Origin of the sequence: Caldithrix abyssi DSM 13497, assembly GCF_001886815.1 — a bacterium.
GTDB lineage: Bacteria > Calditrichota > Calditrichia > Calditrichales > Calditrichaceae > Caldithrix > Caldithrix abyssi.
This window is the reverse complement of record NZ_CP018099.1, coordinates 3,587,953-3,604,832: the sequence shown is the minus strand read 5'-3', so window position 1 is coordinate 3,604,832 and position 16,880 is coordinate 3,587,953. Positions and strand designations below refer to the sequence as shown.

At 45.6% G+C, this 16,880-nt stretch carries 17 protein-coding genes; 16 read left to right on the top strand and 1 reads right to left on the bottom strand.

Annotation, left to right across the window (positions count from 1 at the left end; genetic code table 11):
• From Cabys_RS14060 to secA, 14 genes are all read left to right on the top strand, one after another.
• Window positions 1–318, top strand: a complete 318-nt coding sequence (locus Cabys_RS14060) for a hypothetical protein (RefSeq protein WP_006926773.1) — start codon at window positions 1–3, stop codon at window positions 316–318.
• Between the two features lie 21 nt (window positions 319–339).
• Complete coding sequence (locus Cabys_RS14055) at window positions 340–996, top strand: MotA/TolQ/ExbB proton channel family protein (RefSeq protein ID WP_006926772.1); 657 nt, start codon at window positions 340–342, stop codon at window positions 994–996.
• Window positions 997–1,020: 24 nt separating this feature from the next.
• On the top strand, window positions 1,021–1,575 hold the full coding sequence (locus tag Cabys_RS14050; RefSeq protein WP_006926771.1) for an ExbD/TolR family protein: 555 nt from the start codon (window positions 1,021–1,023) through the stop codon (window positions 1,573–1,575).
• A 50-nt stretch (window positions 1,576–1,625) separates the two neighbouring features.
• Entirely contained in the window at window positions 1,626–2,084 is a 459-nt protein-coding gene (locus Cabys_RS14045; RefSeq protein WP_169313607.1) for an ExbD/TolR family protein, read from the top strand.
• A 20-nt stretch (window positions 2,085–2,104) separates the two neighbouring features.
• Window positions 2,105–3,217: an AgmX/PglI C-terminal domain-containing protein gene (locus tag Cabys_RS14040; protein WP_006926769.1), complete on the top strand. Its 1,113-nt coding sequence runs from the start codon at window positions 2,105–2,107 to the stop codon at window positions 3,215–3,217.
• Between the two features lie 129 nt (window positions 3,218–3,346).
• Complete coding sequence (aspS, locus tag Cabys_RS14035; RefSeq protein WP_006926768.1) at window positions 3,347–5,101, top strand: aspartate--tRNA ligase; 1,755 nt, start codon at window positions 3,347–3,349, stop codon at window positions 5,099–5,101.
• Window positions 5,102–5,222: 121 nt separating this feature from the next.
• Window positions 5,223–5,486, top strand: a complete 264-nt coding sequence (locus Cabys_RS14030) for a hypothetical protein (protein ID WP_006926767.1) — start codon at window positions 5,223–5,225, stop codon at window positions 5,484–5,486.
• Window positions 5,487–5,524: 38 nt separating this feature from the next.
• The gene (locus tag Cabys_RS14025; protein WP_006926766.1) at window positions 5,525–6,370 is read left to right on the top strand and encodes a LysM peptidoglycan-binding domain-containing protein; all 846 of its coding nucleotides are present in this window, start codon (window positions 5,525–5,527) and stop codon (window positions 6,368–6,370) included.
• Window positions 6,371–6,446: 76 nt separating this feature from the next.
• Window positions 6,447–7,442, top strand: coding sequence for a PhoH family protein (locus Cabys_RS14020; RefSeq protein ID WP_006926765.1), 996 nt, complete (start codon window positions 6,447–6,449; stop codon window positions 7,440–7,442).
• A 77-nt stretch (window positions 7,443–7,519) separates the two neighbouring features.
• A complete protein-coding gene (locus tag Cabys_RS14015) occupies window positions 7,520–8,707 on the top strand; it encodes an acetyl-CoA C-acetyltransferase (protein WP_006926764.1) in 1,188 nt (395 codons plus the stop codon).
• Window positions 8,708–8,718: 11 nt separating this feature from the next.
• A complete protein-coding gene (locus Cabys_RS14010; RefSeq protein ID WP_006926763.1) occupies window positions 8,719–9,564 on the top strand; it encodes a 3-hydroxybutyryl-CoA dehydrogenase in 846 nt (281 codons plus the stop codon).
• A 2-nt stretch (window positions 9,565–9,566) separates the two neighbouring features.
• The gene (gene nusB, locus Cabys_RS14005; protein ID WP_006926762.1) at window positions 9,567–10,019 is read left to right on the top strand and encodes a transcription antitermination factor NusB; all 453 of its coding nucleotides are present in this window, start codon (window positions 9,567–9,569) and stop codon (window positions 10,017–10,019) included.
• 11 nt (window positions 10,020–10,030) lie between these two features.
• Window positions 10,031–10,741, top strand: a complete 711-nt coding sequence (locus Cabys_RS14000) for a metallophosphoesterase family protein (protein ID WP_006926758.1) — start codon at window positions 10,031–10,033, stop codon at window positions 10,739–10,741.
• A 6-nt stretch (window positions 10,742–10,747) separates the two neighbouring features.
• A complete protein-coding gene (gene secA, locus Cabys_RS20610) occupies window positions 10,748–13,720 on the top strand; it encodes a preprotein translocase subunit SecA (protein WP_006926757.1) in 2,973 nt (990 codons plus the stop codon).
• 473 nt (window positions 13,721–14,193) lie between these two features.
• Here secA and Cabys_RS13990 read toward each other — a convergent pair whose 3' ends face one another.
• Window positions 14,194–15,117, bottom strand: coding sequence for a sodium:calcium antiporter (locus Cabys_RS13990; RefSeq protein WP_006926756.1), 924 nt, complete (start codon window positions 15,115–15,117; stop codon window positions 14,194–14,196).
• 205 nt (window positions 15,118–15,322) lie between these two features.
• Between Cabys_RS13990 and Cabys_RS13985 the strand changes: the two genes are divergently transcribed.
• A complete protein-coding gene (locus tag Cabys_RS13985) occupies window positions 15,323–16,090 on the top strand; it encodes an alpha/beta fold hydrolase (RefSeq protein WP_006926753.1) in 768 nt (255 codons plus the stop codon).
• A 200-nt stretch (window positions 16,091–16,290) separates the two neighbouring features.
• The gene (locus Cabys_RS13980; protein WP_006926752.1) at window positions 16,291–16,869 is read left to right on the top strand and encodes a nitroreductase family protein; all 579 of its coding nucleotides are present in this window, start codon (window positions 16,291–16,293) and stop codon (window positions 16,867–16,869) included.
• Window positions 16,870–16,880 lie beyond the last annotated feature (11 nt).

Here is a 16,880-nt window from a genome sequence, read left to right as displayed (position 1 = left end):
ATGAAGCTACCGGCTTTTATATTATTAACTTTGATATGGAGCGGCTTGCTGTTTGCTCAGGAACAACCTCAGCAGCAAAGCGCAAACCAGCCGGAGGTCATTGATTTAGGGGCCACCGAGATCCGCGTTAAGATTGAGACGCCGCAGGTTCAGTTAATCACCAAACGGATTAAACCCGATTTTGATGAGATTAAATTAGACCGTTCTTTTAAAAAAGAATTAATTGGCGAAGATGAAAAGATAAACTTAAAGGCCAGACCAGAAATGGCCGAATATTTAAGAATAGACATTGACAAGTTAATGAAAACGTTAAGATAAATTTAAGGAGGGTATTGTTCCATGTTCTTAGCTCAATTTGGAAATGCATTTAAAACCTCAAGCGAAGGTTATGTTTTCATGTGGATTATTGCTCTTTTTGGGGCGGTTGCATTGGCAATTATTATCGAGAGGTTTTATTTTATTCTCGTACGTTCGAATGTGAATGCGGATAAATTTATGGCCGAAATTCGTAAACTGGTTGCCGGCGGAAACATTGAAAGAGCAATTGAACTGTGCGAAAAAGGTAAGCAAAAAGCGCTGCCCTTTGTGGTACTGCGTGGTTTGAAACGAGCCAATGAAAGCGAACAACTGGATTTCCGGGCCATTCAGAACGCCGTCGATGAAGGCACTCTGGAAGTGATCCCCAAACTAAAAGAACGAACCAGCTATCTGGCAATGTTAGCCAATGTGGCTACACTGACCGGTCTTATGGGAACGATTTACGGTCTTATCATTTCCTTCGCTGCGGTAGGTAGCGACGCGGTATCGGAAGAAGATAAATCGCGCCTGCTGGCTCAGGGTATTGCGGCCGCTATGAACACAACGATTTTTGGTCTGATGGTCGCCATCCCGACATTGATGGCTTACACCTACATCTCCAACAGAACCAATAAAATCATTGATGAGTTGGACGAACATCTGGTCAAATTAATCAATCTGATCACAGGCAATCGTTAATCATTAAAATTGAGGTGATAGCTCATGGCATACGAACCATCTAAGCGTAGAAGAGGTGAAGAGCTTGAGATGGAGTTAGATATACGACCTGTCATGAACCTGATGGTCGTATTGATTCCTCTGCTGATTGCCGGCGCAGAATTTGTAAAGCTGAATATGATTGAAATTAACTTACCCCCGACTAAAACCTCGGTGGGTAATCAGGCAGGTAAAGAGAATCTCCTGGAAGATAAAGAAAAGCAAAAGTTGTTGCGTTTAAAGTTAATCATTACGGATCAGGGCATTACCATTGGAAATGAATTCGGTATTCTGCGCGACGATCAGGGTGAAGGCCCGACGGTCAAAAAAACTCCAGAAGGAGAATATGATTTCGCGGCTCTTCGCGAAAAACTAATCGAACTGAAAAAGAAAATTGCAGGCCAGGGCTTTGCGGATGAAAACCGCGTTATTTTAGCCGCTGAGCCCACGATAAAGTACGAAGTCATTATCAAAGTGATGGATAATATCCAGACCTATGTTGACGAGAACAACAAGGTTCAACCGTTATTCCCAGAAGTAAACTTTTCAAAAGTACTATAAAAAAGGGTAAGTAAAATATGGCTTTTCAACCCTCAAAAATAAAAAGGCACATGTCCAAAGAACAGGGCACGCTTAATTTGAACTCGATGATGGATATGATGACCATCATTCTGCTATTTCTATTGAAAACGTTTTCTACTTCCGGAGCGATTGTGACGCCTTCGCAGGAATTGCATTTGCCGACCTCGGTAATCGGTACCAAACCATCCAAACAGCTAACGGTTAGTATCGCTAAAAGTAAAATTCTGGTGAATGACAAAAAGGTACTGGACAATGATGAAGTCAGGGCGGATATGATGCTCATCCCCAGGCTGGCCGAAGAACTCCAGAAATACGCAGAAAAGGAAAAAGAGCTGGAACGGGAGGTGGGAAAAGAATTCTCCCACGAAGTGATCATAGAAGGGGATAAGGAAATACCCTATGACTTGTTGCTCAAGGTTATGTTCACTTGCAGTAAATCTGAATTTTATAAGATGCGTTTATTGACCATTAAAAAAGGTGAATCATAAAATCCAGAAAAGAGTGGCGTATGCAAGCATTAAATAAAAATATCAGCGCCGGGGGAGGACGGAAAGAATTAGCTTTAAAAAGCTTTCCCAAAGAATTTGAACGGAATATCTGGGAAGAGCTGGATCGGCGGTTCTACATTATCTTAATTGCCTCGTTGGCTTTTGTTTATGGCAGTATTATTTATTTGTCGAATATAGAGTTTTCTAAAGAAAAAGTTGACCAGGCCATTAAAGAAAAATACCTGCGTAAGATTTACAAGGTAGAACTGGTAGCCGAAGAACCTCCGCAAGTAGAAGCGGAAGCCGAGACAGGCGTTGGTCAGGGAATCGAAGATACCCCGGTCGAAGAGAAAGTTGAGAAAAAGCCGGATGTGCGCGCCCAGAAAGATCGCGGCAAGCGCGCAGAAGGCCGTGGTGAGTCTGCTTCTCAGCGGGCCAATCGCCGGGCGCGAAGCCAGGCTTCCAGAGCCCAACAGCGGGCGGCCATTGCTTCCAAGGTTGCTGGCGGCGGCGTTTTAGCCCTGTTGACCGCCGGCGGAGAAGGAGGCACGGGCGCCGCAGAAGCGGGCGTTTTGGACGATGCCGTTAGCGGCGGCGGCGTTACCGATATTGATCAAATTTTAAGCGGCGCGCAAACCCTGCAAACAGCCAGCGCAGCTCAACAGCGCTCCAGAGTGGGCGCACGGCGCATTGGCAGCGGAGACGCACAGCAGGGAGCGGCGATCGACGATATCATCGGCGGCGGTATCGGACAGGAACCCTCCTATGACCTGAGCCGCCAGGGCGATTTCTCCCTGAAAATCTCCAAAGGTACGGTAACCGGCAAAGCCTCGCGCTCTACCGCCAGATCCGCGGACGCTATCTCTGCCGTTATCAATAAACATCAAAGCGCTATTGAAGATTGTTACAAGCGTGTTGCTAAATTAAATCCCAATCTTAGGGGCAGCGTAACGGTTATGTTCACCATTGAACCTAATGGGCGAGTAAGCAATGTACGGATTATTGAATCTACTCTGAAAAATAGCAGGGTGGAAAGTTGTATTACACGCCGCATCCGCAGCTGGCGTTTTGATCCCATCGATCCAAAAGAAGGTAAAGCCATCTTTCGACAGAAATTTATCTTCACCAAGTAATATCTGTTCATTAATTCTTAAAAAGCCACCTGCGGGTGGCTTTTTTTATTTGTGAAATGAACAGAATTACAATATATTTAAAACCAATTTTTATTCATAAAGCTGAATTAAATAGGATTTGGAGAAAAAATGAAAAGGACTTTTACGTGCGGCGAGCTGGATGAAAGTTTAATAAACAAAACGGTTGTTTTAAATGGTTGGGTAAATAAATGGCGCGATCATGGCGGATTGATCTTTATTGATTTGCGCGATCGCTACGGTCTGACGCAGATTGTTTTTAATCCACAGACCAATCCCCGGGCTTACGAAACGGCCAAGCATCTGCGTAATGAAGATGTGATTGCCGTAGAGGGCATCGTGGTCGGAAGACCGCCGGAAGCGATTAACCCCAAAATGCGCACGGGTAAAATTGAAGTTCATGTTCAAAAACTGGAAATTTTAAACAAAGCAAAAACAACGCCTTTTGAAATCAACGATCAAATCGAAGTCAGCGAAGATATTCGGCTAAAGTACCGTTACCTGGATTTGCGCCGTCCTCGCTTACAACAAAACCTGATCGTCAGAAGCGAAGTGTACAAAATCGTAAGAAATTTCTTTTATGATGAAAAATTCGTGGAAATTGAAACGCCATTTTTAATGAAAAGTACGCCCGAAGGCGCGCGAGACTTTTTAGTGCCCAGTCGCAATTTTCCCGGTAGGTTTTACGCCCTGCCACAATCGCCTCAAACTTACAAACAGTTGTTAATGATCGCCGGGTACGATCGCTATTTTCAAATCGTAAAATGTTTTAGAGATGAAGACCTGCGTCGGGATCGGCAGCCGGAATTTACACAAATAGATGTGGAAATGTCCTTTGTGGATGAAAATGATGTGATGGATGTTTCAGCCCGCTTAATAAAAATTCTGTTTAAAAAAATATTAAATGTAGATGTGCCGCTTCCCATTCGCAAATTATCCTTTAAGCAGGCCTTTGAAACTTACGGCAACGATAAGCCGGATTTGAGGTTCGGGTTTCCCATTGTAACCCTCAATTCGGTGTTTGAAAGCTCCGAATTTAAAGTGTTTAGAAATGTAATCGAGAACGGCGGGCGTGTGGCGGCCATTGCCATTCACCCGGCGGATGGTTTTTCTCGCAAAAAAATAGACCGCTTAACGGAAGACGCCAGGCAGTTTGGCGCAAAAGGACTGGCCTACCTCATCTACAACAATAATGAATTCAAAGGAAGTGTCGCAAAGTTTTTAAGCCAGAATGAACTGGAAAATTTGAAACAGGAAATGGATTTGCAGAACAATTCTCTGGTGCTGATTGTGGCCGATCAATACGAAACGACCTATTCTGTGCTGGGGCAATTAAGACTAAAAATAGCTGACGAATTAAATCTTTTAGACGACCAAAAATTCGAATTTGCCTGGATCGTCGATTTCCCTCTGCTGGAATGGAGTGAAGAGCAAAATCGCTATGTGGCCCGTCACCACCCTTTTACCAGTCCCAGAACCGATCAATTGGAATTGCTGGATACAGCACCGGATAAAGCGCTGGCCAGGGCGTATGACCTGGTGTTAAACGGAAACGAAATCGCCGGCGGAAGCATTCGTATTCATCAGAGAGCGCTGCAAGAGAAGATGTTTGAAGTGTTAAAGATCGGCAAAGAAGAGGCCGAAGCCAAATTCGGTTTTTTGCTCCAGGCGCTGGAGTACGGCGCTCCGCCGCATGGCGGCATTGCGTTTGGGCTCGATCGTCTGGTGATGCTGTTAACCGGAGCGGGATCCATTCGGGATGTAATTGCCTTTCCCAAAACGAGCTCCGCTTTGAGTTTAATGGATGGAGCGCCTTCGGAAGTTTCCGAAGAACAGTTGGCCGAATTGCATATTAAAGTACGGTAAAAGCAACAGTAACTTTGTGTTAAATTTATTTTTATTCTTGACAAAAATAGATAATTTTGTTACTTTCGGAATAATAGAAAATTGTAGTTATTTAATTGATCTAATCCAGGAGGCGTGTCGTATGAACAAGTTAAGAATTTTAGTATTAGGGCTTATTGCCGTAGGGATGTTTTCGCTCACCAGCTGTAAGTGGAAACCAAGTGAAGACCAAATCAAAACCTTAGAAGAGACCAAGGCTGCAGCCCTTTCTGCAGAGGAAACTTTGCAAAAGAAAAAAGCCGAGAGACAGGAATGGGAAAAGAAAGTTGCCGCTAAAAAAGCAGAGCTGGATAAGCTGAAAAAAGACAAAGAAAATGTGCAAAACTTTCAACAGCCCGCTGAATAATTTAATTGAGTTTACGAATTAAAGAGGAGAATGTAGCTATGAAAATAAGAGTATTATTAATTTTAGGCTTGTTCCTGTCGCTCGTAATGGCCAATGTTGTATTGGCTCAGTCTTACAATTACGAAGAGATGACGCAGGAGCAATACAACGCATTATTAACTGAGTGGCAGCAACGACTGGATGCCGCTAAAAAAGCCATCGCTGAAGAAGAAGCAAAAATTGAGCAATTAAAGAAAGAATATGACGCTTTACAGGCCGAAATCGATCAGACCTGGGACGAAATTTTCAAGATTGCCGAGGCAAATAAGGCAGCCTATGAAGCCTATAAAGGAAAAGTTGAACAACTGCGTGACGAAGTTAGAGCTTTTCTTAATCTTTCACCGGAAGAAATTTACAGCAAATCCAATGAGCTAAACGCGTTGGAAAGCAAGCTGGAAGAGCTTAAAAAAGATCCGTTTTCGGCTATGGCCGAGCAAGAAGCTATGCTAAATGAAATCGCCAGCTTAATCGAACAGGCCAAAGAAAAAGCAAAAACGGCCGTTCCTCCTACTTACACCGTAATGAAAGGCGACTATCTGTGGAAAATCGCCGGCAAAGATGATATCTATGGAAATCCAATGGCCTGGTGGAGAATTTACACTTCCAACCTGGATCAGATTAAAAATCCCGATTTGATTTATCCTAATCAGGTGTTGGCCATCCCGCGTGTGGTTGGGCCCAATGAACATCTGGTTCAAAAGGGTGAATTCCTGTCCAAAATTGCCAGCTATCCCAATGTTTATGGCGATTCTTTTAAATGGCAAAAACTGTACGAAGCTAACAAAAGCTTCATCTCCGATCCTAATCTGATTTATCCATTCCAGGTGTTAAAAATTGCACGCTAAAGTATTAGTGTTGTAAGGTTTAAAGGCTTCTGGCGAAAATTTTCCCGGAAGCCTTTTTTTATTGTAAGGGGCGTAAATGGAAGAAATTGTAGAAAAGACCATAAAAATACCCGAAGCAGTGGGCCACATAAGCGTGGTGGGAGAACAGGACAGCAATTTAAGAATTCTGGAAGAGAATTTTCAGGTGCGCATTATTGCCCGGGGAAATACTCTGAAAATTTTAGGAAAGCAGCAAGAGGCGGAAGCGGCCTGCCAGGTATTGGAAGAATTGATTGCTGCCGCAAAACGCAATAAAATATTTACCAGAGATGATGTGCTAACCGCCATTAAAATCACCCGCTCATTAAAGAGCGCCTCTCCAGCGACCGACTTGCCAGATGTGGCTGCAACGCCCATGGAAACCATTTCAACGTTTTTAGGATACATTAAGCCTCGAACTGAAGGGCAGCGCGCCATGATGGAAGCCCTGAACAAAAATGACATTGTATTTGCCGTGGGGCCGGCGGGAACGGGCAAAACCTATCTGGCCGTGGCGCTGGCCGTGGCGCATTTAAAAGAAAATCTTGTGAAAAAAATTGTACTGGCCCGTCCCGCGGTGGAAGCGGGCGAAAGCCTGGGATTTTTACCAGGCGATTATAAAGAAAAAATCGATCCTTATCTTAAACCCTTGTATGATGCCCTGGAAGACATGCTGCCCAGGGACTTGCTAAAACGCTTTCTGGAACAGCAAATTATTGAAATACTGCCGTTGGCTTACATGCGCGGACGTACTTTAAACAACGCTTTTGTCATTCTGGACGAAGCGCAAAACACAACGTTTATGCAAATGAAAATGTTCTTAACGCGTCTGGGAATCAATTCCAAAAGTATTATTACCGGCGATATTACGCAAATCGATTTGCCGACTAAAAAAGACTCCGGCCTGGTAAGTAGTTTTTATGTGCTATCCGGAATTGAAGGGATTGCCTTCGTCAAATTAACCAATCGCGATGTGGTCAGGCATCCGTTAGTCAAAGACATCATTGATGCGTATGAGCGGTATGACGAAAAACAGAATTCTAAAGAAAAATAAGCTTCGTTTTGTTTCTTGCATGACTTGATTAAAATCCTTACATTCATAATTTATTGGTATTTAAAGAGGGGGTGTTTATGTCCGGATTAAAAGAGGTTGTAATTGTAAGCGCTGCCAGAACGCCAGTGGGCAGTTTTGGCGGCGTTTTGAAAGACGTTCCGGCGACAAAATTAGGTAGTATTGCCATTAAAGGCGCTCTGGAAAAGGGCGGCGTGCCTTTTGACCAGGTGGATGAGGTAATTATGGGTAATGTTTTACAGGCCAACGAGGGCCAGGCGCCCGCCAGGCAGGCCGCTCTGGGGGCTGGACTGGACACGTCTGTGGCCTGTATGACCATTAACAAAGTTTGCGGTTCTGGATTAAAATCGGTGATGCTGGCGGCCCAGGCCATTATGGTGGGCGACGCCGAAGTTATTGTAGCCGGCGGAATGGAAAATATGAGCCAGGTTCCTTATTACCTGCCCAAGGCGCGTTATGGTTACCGCATGGGGCATGGCGAGCTGGTGGACGGAATGATCAAAGATGGGCTGTGGGATGTGTACAACGATTTTCACATGGGCATTGCCGCAGAACTGTGCGCTTCGGAATGCAATGTGCCGCGAGAGGCGCAGGATGAATATGCAACCATGAGTTACAAACGCGCTTTAAAAGCGCAGGAAGAAGGCTTGTTTAACGAAGAGATCGTTCCGGTTGAAGTTCCTCAACGCAAGGGCGATCCTATCATCGTTAGCGAAGACGAAGAGCCCAAAAATGTAAAGTTCGAAAAGATACCGCACCTGAGACCGGCATTTAAAAAAGACGGTACGGTAACAGCGGCCAATGCTTCCAAAATTAACGACGGCGCGGCAGCCGTGGTGGTAATGTCGCTGGAAAAGGCTAATGAGTTGGGATTAAAACCCATGGCGCGCATCGTTTCTCAGGCCTCGTTTGCCAAAAAGCCAGAATATTTTACAACGGCGCCGGCCGATTCCATTAACCTGGCTTTAAAAAAGGCCGGGCTGACGGTGGAAGATATCGACCTGTTTGAAATAAATGAAGCGTTTGCCGTCGTTGCAATCATTAACAATCGTCTGCTTAATTTGCCGGTGGAAAAAGTAAACGTGCACGGTGGCGCAGTGGCCATAGGGCACCCCATTGGCGCAAGCGGAACACGCATTTTAACCACCTTGCTGTATGCCATGAAACACCGCTCCGCTAAACGAGGTCTGGCCTCTTTGTGCATTGGCGGTGGAGAAGCTTCCACCTTAGTTGTCGAGTTAATGTGAAAGGAAATGAGATGAAAAACATCGCAGTTATTGGCGCAGGAACCATGGGCAACGGCATTGCGCATGTGTTTGCTCAGTTTGAGTACCAGGTAACTTTAATTGATATTGATCGATCCATATTAGAAAAAGCGCTGGCCACCATCGAAAAAAATTTAAATCGACAGGTAAAAAAAGGCATTATTACAGAAGAACAATTAAAAGCAACCTTAAAGCGCATTAATCCGCAAACCGAACTGGCAAAGGCTGCCGGGGCCGAACTGGTAATAGAAGCGGTGATTGAAAACGACGATTTAAAAAAGAAAATTTTTAAAGACCTGGACGAAGTTTGTCCGGCGGGAACCATCCTGGCTTCCAATACTTCCTCGATATCGATAACGGAGCTGGCGGCGGTCACCAGCAGACCAGATAAAGTGATTGGCATGCACTTTATGAATCCGGTGCCGGTAATGGAGCTGGTAGAAATCATTCGCGGCCTGGCAACCAGCGATGAAACCTTTCAGACGATTTTTGATGTGGCCAAAACGTTAAACAAAACGCCAGTGGAGGTGAATGATTATCCGGGATTTGTCAGCAACCGTGTTCTGATGCCCATGATTAACGAAGCCATTTATTGTTTGATGGAAGGCGTGGCAGAAAAGGAAGCCATCGACACGGTGATGAAGCTGGGCATGCACCACCCCATGGGACCGCTGACCCTGGCCGATTTTATTGGGCTGGACGTTTGCTTACATATCATGAATGTGTTGTATAAAGGACTGGGAGATCCGAAATATCGTCCCTGCCCCTTATTGAAAAAGATGGTGGCCGCAGGCCATTTAGGTAGAAAAACTAAAAAAGGATTTTACACGTACGAGTGAAAATGTCAAGAAGAAAAGAACGCGAGCTGGTTTTCAAGGTCTTGTTCGCCCATGAGTTCAACCCGATCCCTTTAAGCGAGCAGCTCGAATTTCTGGCCGAAGATGTGGAAAATAAAAAGCGCATTACGCCTTATGTCCGTAAGCTTGCGTCGCTTTGTATTGAGAAAAAAGATGAATTTGACGGGCGAATTAAACCCAAACTGATTAATTGGGATTTTGAACGGGTTGCCGTGGTTGATCGGATTTTATTGCGCATGGCTCTGGCAGAGTTTCTGTATTTTGAGGATATTCCCCCGGAGGTGACCATTGACGAGATGATCGAACTGGGCAAAAAGTATGGCGCCCCGAAAAGCGGACGCTTTATTAATGGAATTCTCGATTCGATCTTTAAGGATTTGAAGGCCGAGAAAAAAATTAAAAAATCCGGAAGAGGATTAATCACGAAAATAAAATAGAACGGGGTCTAATGGCAATTGCAGTTATCTCTGATATTCATGGCAACCTGGAAGCTTTGACTAAAGCCATCGACTATATAAAAGAACAAGGTATCAAGGATATTTACTGCCTGGGCGATGTGGTGGGCTATGGACCGAATCCCAATGAATGTGTGGAGATTATCCGGCAACAGTGCAAGGTGGTATTGATGGGAAATCATGATTATGCCGCAATTGGACTGGCGCGCATCGAATATTTTAATGATTTCGCCAAAATGGCCACCTATTGGACGATGAATCAATTAACGACAGAGAATAAAGAGTTTTTGCGTAATCTGCCGTTCATGTACCAGACCGATCGTTTTATCATGGTTCATAGTTCGCCATCCAATCCCGAGCACTGGTATTACATTTTATCATTAAATGACGCGTTAATCGAAATGCAGAGTTTTAAGCAAGATTTGTGTTTTGTGGGGCATTCGCATGTACCGGTGGTTTTTAATCAAAAAGCGACCTACAAAAGAGACATTTCAATTGAACCAAATCAAAAATATATCGTTAATGTTGGAAGTATAGGTCAGCCGCGTGATGGAGATGCGCGGCTGAGCTTTGTAATTTTTGATCCGGATGCGGGCAAAATTCAGTTTGTCCGTCTGGACTATGAAGTAAATAAAACATACGAAAAAATAATAAAAAGTGGTTTGCCTTCATTTCTGGCGGAAAGAATATTAAAGGGGTATTAAGGAAAGATGATACAAAAACTTATCACAAAAATATTTGGTACAAAACACGAACGCGACGTCAAGAAGCTTTGGCCAATTGTCGAACAGATTAATGAATATTTTGAGCAGTTCGAAAAACTGAGCGACGAAGAGCTTCAGAAAAAAACGGAAGAGTTTAAAGAACGACTGGCCGCAGGCGAAACAACGGACGATATTTTGCCGGAAGCATTTGCCGCTGTAAAACAGGCCTGCAAACGCCTGCTGGGCAAAAAGTGGATGGTGGTCGGCCGGGAAATGACCTGGAACATGGTACCCTTTGACGTCCAGCTTTTGGGCGGAATTGTTTTACATCAGGGTAAAATTGCCGAAATGGCAACCGGCGAAGGTAAAACCCTGGTGGCCACCATGCCGTTGTATTTAAACGCCCTGGAAGGCAAAGGCGCGCATCTGGTTACGGTGAATGATTACCTGGCGCAGCGCGACGCCGAATGGATGGGCGAGGTTTACAAGTTCCTCGGATTGACCGTGGGCGTTATTTTGAACAATATGGACGCCAGGCAACGACGCGAGGCCTATAACTGCGATATTACCTATGGCACAAACAATGAATTTGGCTTTGACTATTTGCGCGACAACATGGCTTCTTCGCCGGATGAAATCGTACAAATCCGCGGCCATCACTACGCCATTGTGGATGAGGTCGATAGCGTTTTAATTGACGAAGCCCGTACGCCGTTAATCATCAGCGGACCGGTAAGCGGAGACAGCACCGCCCAGCGCTACCGTGAAATGAAGCCCTATGTGGAGCGGCTGGTTGCCAACCAGAACCGGCTGGTAAACCGCATGGTGATGGAAGCAGAAGAGCTGCTTAAAGAAGGAAAAGATCGCGAAGCAGCCGTTAAACTGTTTATTGCCGAACGCGGCGCTCCCAAACACAAACGCCTGCTCAAGCTGTATCATGAAAAAGGCATTAAAACACTCGTTCAACAGGTAGAAAACGATTACTACCGCGATAAAGGTCAAAATAAGGTTTCGGACGAAACCTATTTTGGCGAGCTTTATTATGTTATTGATGAGAAAAATCACATCATCGACCTGACCGAAAAGGGACGCGAGGCTCTAAATCCCAATGATCCGGACATGTTCTTATTGCCCGACCTTGGCGAGGAAATTGCAAAAATCGAAAATGATTCGAGCCTTTCCGTTGAAGAAAAAGTGATCCGTAAAGAAGAATTGCACAATCTTTACACGGAACGCAGCGAAAAATTACAGAATATCTCTCAATTATTGCGCGCCTACACGCTTTATGAAAAAGATCAGGAATACGTGGTTCAGGACGGCAAGGTTCAGATTGTAGATGAATTTACCGGTCGTATTTTACATGGCCGCCGCTACAGCGATGGTTTGCACCAGGCCATTGAAGCCAAAGAAAATGTGCAGATCGAAAAAGAAACGCAAACTCTGGCCACCATTACGCTGCAAAACTATTTCAGGATGTACGATAAACTGGCCGGCATGACCGGTACGGCCGAAACCGAAGCCGCGGAATTCTGGGAGATTTACAAACTGGATGTGGTGGTCATACCCACTAACAAACCGGTAATCCGCATCGATTACGACGACGTTGTTTACCGCAGTAAACGAGAAAAGTACAACGCGGTAATTGAAAAGATTATTGAAGAACGGGAGAAAGGGCGCCCCGTGCTGGTGGGCACTACAACGGTAGAAGTATCGGAAGTTTTAAGCCGAATGCTAAAACGCAGGGGCATCCCGCACAATGTATTGAATGCCAAACAGCATGCGCGTGAGGCGGAAATTATTGCACACGCCGGCGAACCACAGGCTGTAACCATTGCCACCAATATGGCGGGTCGTGGTACCGACATTAAGTTGGGCGAAGGCGTGCGCGAAGTAGGCGGGCTGGCGATTATCGGTACAGAGCGCCACGAATCGCGGCGTATCGATCGACAGTTGCGCGGACGCGCCGGCCGCCAGGGCGATCCGGGAAGCAGTATCTTCTTTCTCAGTCTGGAAGACGACCTGATGCGTCTGTTTGGCAGCGAACGCGTGGCGCGCATCATGGATCGCATGGGTATTGAAGAAGGCGAGGTTATCACCCATCCCATGATTAGCCGCTCCATCGAAAAGGCGCAGAAAAAGGTAGAAATGCAGAACTTTTCCATTCGTAAGCGCCTGCTGGAATACGACGATGTAATGAACCAACAGCGCGAGATCATTTACGACCGACGCAAAGTAGCCCTGTTTCAGGAAGACACGCGCGAAGAAGTGGAATCAATCCTCGATGAATTCATCGATCACAAGCTGGCCATGTACGCTCCGCCTAAAGCCCATCCGGAAGAGTGGGACCTGGACGCCCTGGAAGAAGAAATCGGAAAGGTGTTGAATGTTTCGCTTTACCAGGTGCGCCAGAATCTGGATGAATATGACCACGAAACGCTTCGCCAGTATATTCGCGATCAGGCTCTGCATGTTTACGAATTAAAAGAGAAAAGAATCGGCCGCGAGCGCATGTCTGTGCTGGAACGCTACTTTATCTTAAGAGTGATCGATGAAAAGTGGAAAGATCATCTGTATGATATGGACGTGCTCAAAGAAGGCATTCATCTGCGCGCTTATGGCCAGAAAGACCCATTACTTGAATACAAGCGCGAAGCCTTTTTGATGTTTGAAAAATTAATTCACGACATCAATGAAGAAACACTGCAGTGGCTGTGGAAATTTCAACTGGTAGAAGAGCCAGTGAATCGCGCCGAGGCGCGCAAGCGACAGCCCCAGCGCATGCAGCTCATTCATGAATCGGCCGATGGACTGGGCTTCAGCTCGGCTGTTGGTGAAGAGACGGACATTCAAAAAGCAGGCAAACAGCGCTCGGATAAAAAACAGCCGATCCGCGTGGGTGAAAAAATCGGCCCGAACGATCCGTGTCCCTGCGGCAGCGGGAAAAAATACAAAAAGTGTCACGGAGCCGTTAAAAACTAAGGCAGCACAGCCGCAACCAAAATCAACAGCAACGTGTGCAAAGTAATTTTCTCGCAGATTACGCCAATAATCGCAGAAATTTATTTAACATTTAAGACAAAAGCTAAACAAAACCGGCGCTATCTACGCCCCTTCTCTTTTTTAAAGAGAAGGGGATGGGGGATGAGTTTTAAAAGCAGCACAAAAATTTTTAAATCCCGCCCGGGCTGGATTGATCTTCCAGAGGAAGTATCCTAAACAACATTTTTCCGCAGAACTTTAAAGCCGGGTATGCTGTCTTGCAACACAGCCCGGCTTTTTTAATGGCTGCGCCTACTTATTTCAAAAGATGCAGCGCTTAAGCAAGTAAGAATTTTGGATTGAATTGTCGCCTGGTTGGATGAAAACCGGCATGCTTTACATCGTAAGATAAAGATCGCAGGAACGGCATGCGGTAAACAGGAGGCTGATTTAGCAGCAGCGTCTTAAAAAACTTATTGTTTTAAAGTAAAAAACCAGCGAATTAAATTGATAATAATCAGGGCCAGACCTTCCATGCGCGAAACGCGCCAGCCGGTGCGCATCATAATAACCACCGTCAGCACTAACATAACAAGGATAAAAATCTCGAACGGAGCATCCTGAGCCACGTGCAAAGGGCGCAAAATAGCGGCCAGCCCCAGGACTCCCATGATGTTGAACAGGTCGCTTCCGATCAGATTGCCGGCGGAAATCCCATGACGGCCCTTAATGGCGGCTACCAGTGAAGTGGCAAATTCGGGCGCGGAAGTGCCGGCCGCCACGATGGTCACCGCAATGGCCCACTCCGAAAGACCGACCTTCCTGGCCAGAAAGGTCGCAGAATCGACCAGAAAATGGCCGCCTGCAACAACCAGAGTCAAACCGCCTATCAATTGTAGCGCATGATACCAGCGGAAAGGGCCGTGACTGAACTCTTCTTCCAGGGGCTCTTTGTGGATAAAAAGATAGGAAAGGTAGGCAGCGAGAGCCACCAGCAGAAAGATACCCTCCCACATGGCAATGGAATAATCGCTTAGAAAAAAAAGCAAAATAATCGAGACCAGCAGCAGCAATCCGCCTTCGCGATAGACCAGTTTTTTTGTGGTTTTGATGGTTTGCAATAATGCAACGCCGCCAAGGATGAATCCCAGATTAAATATATTGGAACCAACAATATTGCCAACGGAAATATCGGCCTGATGTCTGATGGCTGCAGAAATGGTAACCGCAAATTCCGGCGCGGACGTTCCAAAAGCGATGACCGTTAAACCGATTACCAGATCAGAAATGCCCATTTTTTGTGCCAGCCGTGGCGCCGATTCCACAACCCACACGGCGCCTAACCACAATGCCCCGGTACTGATCGTTAAGATGACAATATTTACAAATAGTTCCATGTACTTTTCCTGTTTTATTTAAAAGAGAAAACTAACAAATTCTTCTAAATGATTCAACTGGAGGCAGTAAATTTTTGCTTGCCGCGCCTGCCGCCATGAAACGTAGCCGATCTTTTTTATTTTAATCAAAATGGTGGTATTAAAATCAATATTGATTTATTCTGGCGCATTGACTAAGTTTTCTAAAAAAAAAGAAGAGAGGAATATGCAGTTATTTTTCAGAGAATTCGGTCAGGGAAAGCCGTTAATTGTTTTACATGGACTGTTCGGCATGTCTGATAACTGGTTAACCGTGGGGAAAAAACTTGGCGAACATTATCATCTCTTTTTGTTGGATTTGCGCAATCATGGTCAGTCGCCCCACAGCGATGAATTTAATTACACGGTAATGGCGGAAGATGTGGAGGAGTTTATTCAAACGCAGGGAGTGGAGCGCCCCGTTGTGCTTGGACATTCGCTGGGCGGTAAGGTGGGCATGGAACTGGCGCTTAATTTTGAGACGCCAGTCGAGCGATTAATAGTGGTGGATATCGCACCCCGCGCCTACCATCACTCGCATTTTAAATACTTTTTAGAAACCTTACTTTCTTTGAATCTCAGTCAGATGAAAACCAGAATTGAAATCGACCAATGGTTGAGCAAAAAAATTCCCCAGCCGGCTATCAGACAGTTTCTGCTAAAAAATTTGAAACGAAACGAACAAAATCGCTTTGAATGGAAGATCAATTTGAAAGCCGTTTATCAAAATCTTGAACATATTTTAGGGCCGGTAACTTCGAATAACTCTTTTGACGAACCGGTTTTGTTTTTGCGGGGCGAAAAATCGGACTACATCACTGAAGAAGACGTTTCGACCATTAAGCGCCTGTTTCCGCTGGCCAGAGTACACACCATAAAAGGCGCGACGCACTGGGTGCATGCCGATGCACCGCAGGAATTAATAAAAGAAGTGCGTGAATTTTTAAGCGCGTAATTTTTTGTCCCTTGTCCAAACAGGTAGGCGCGCCACAAAAACGAATTTGATGTGTAACGCGCTTGTAGATGGAATTAACGCAAAAACCGCGCACAACGGCAAAATTGTTTTGGAACTTCCATTTCAGAAGAAGTGATGTGAAAAGGTTGATGGCTATTTTTAAATGGTAAGCCGCAATGCACAACAAAAAGGAGGAGAAAATGACCATAAGGGAGCTAATTTTAAAAAACCGCAGTTGTCGGCGTTTTAAGCAGAACGAAGCTGTTTCGGTGGAATTGCTCCGCTCGTGGATCGATCTGGCGCGCCTGTCGCCTTCGTCGGCCAATCTTCAACCGCTGAAGTACATTATTTCCAGCTCGGCGCAGACCAACGCCAGCATTTTCTCCACACTGGCCTGGGCGGGGTATTTAAGCGACTGGCCGGGCCCGGCGGAAGGCGAGCGTCCGGCGGCGTACATCGTCATTCTGGCCGACAGAAAAATCAAGTTCCCCATCGATTGCGATCACGGTATTGCCGCGCAAAGCATATTGCTGGGCGCTGTCGAAGCCGGTTACGCCGGTTGTATTATCGGTTCCATTCAACGAAATGAGTTGCGTCAGATTCTTAAAATTCCGGATCACCTCGAAATACTGTTGGTTCTGGCCCTGGGCAAACCCGCCGAAACCATTGTGCTGGAAGAAGCAGGGAAGGACGGCGACATCCGCTACTGGCGGGACGATAAGGGCGTTCATCATGTTCCCAAACGCCCATTAAATGAGATCATCTTAAAAGAATTTTAATCGAAGCGTGG

Coding starts and splice junctions, on each gene's coding strand:
- Cabys_RS14060 (WP_006926773.1), top strand. CDS start 1: ATGAAGCTACCGGCTTTTATATTATTAACTTTGATATGGAGCGGCTTG.
- Cabys_RS14055 (WP_006926772.1), top strand. CDS start 340: ATGTTCTTAGCTCAATTTGGAAATGCATTTAAAACCTCAAGCGAAGGT.
- Cabys_RS14050 (WP_006926771.1), top strand. CDS start 1,021: ATGGCATACGAACCATCTAAGCGTAGAAGAGGTGAAGAGCTTGAGATG.
- Cabys_RS14045 (WP_169313607.1), top strand. CDS start 1,626: ATGTCCAAAGAACAGGGCACGCTTAATTTGAACTCGATGATGGATATG.
- Cabys_RS14040 (WP_006926769.1), top strand. CDS start 2,105: ATGCAAGCATTAAATAAAAATATCAGCGCCGGGGGAGGACGGAAAGAA.
- aspS (WP_006926768.1), top strand. CDS start 3,347: ATGAAAAGGACTTTTACGTGCGGCGAGCTGGATGAAAGTTTAATAAAC.
- Cabys_RS14030 (WP_006926767.1), top strand. CDS start 5,223: ATGAACAAGTTAAGAATTTTAGTATTAGGGCTTATTGCCGTAGGGATG.
- Cabys_RS14025 (WP_006926766.1), top strand. CDS start 5,525: ATGAAAATAAGAGTATTATTAATTTTAGGCTTGTTCCTGTCGCTCGTA.
- Cabys_RS14020 (WP_006926765.1), top strand. CDS start 6,447: ATGGAAGAAATTGTAGAAAAGACCATAAAAATACCCGAAGCAGTGGGC.
- Cabys_RS14015 (WP_006926764.1), top strand. CDS start 7,520: ATGTCCGGATTAAAAGAGGTTGTAATTGTAAGCGCTGCCAGAACGCCA.
- Cabys_RS14010 (WP_006926763.1), top strand. CDS start 8,719: ATGAAAAACATCGCAGTTATTGGCGCAGGAACCATGGGCAACGGCATT.
- nusB (WP_006926762.1), top strand. CDS start 9,567: ATGTCAAGAAGAAAAGAACGCGAGCTGGTTTTCAAGGTCTTGTTCGCC.
- Cabys_RS14000 (WP_006926758.1), top strand. CDS start 10,031: ATGGCAATTGCAGTTATCTCTGATATTCATGGCAACCTGGAAGCTTTG.
- secA (WP_006926757.1), top strand. CDS start 10,748: ATGATACAAAAACTTATCACAAAAATATTTGGTACAAAACACGAACGC.
- Cabys_RS13990 (WP_006926756.1), bottom strand. CDS start 15,117: ATGGAACTATTTGTAAATATTGTCATCTTAACGATCAGTACCGGGGCA.
- Cabys_RS13985 (WP_006926753.1), top strand. CDS start 15,323: ATGCAGTTATTTTTCAGAGAATTCGGTCAGGGAAAGCCGTTAATTGTT.
- Cabys_RS13980 (WP_006926752.1), top strand. CDS start 16,291: ATGACCATAAGGGAGCTAATTTTAAAAAACCGCAGTTGTCGGCGTTTT.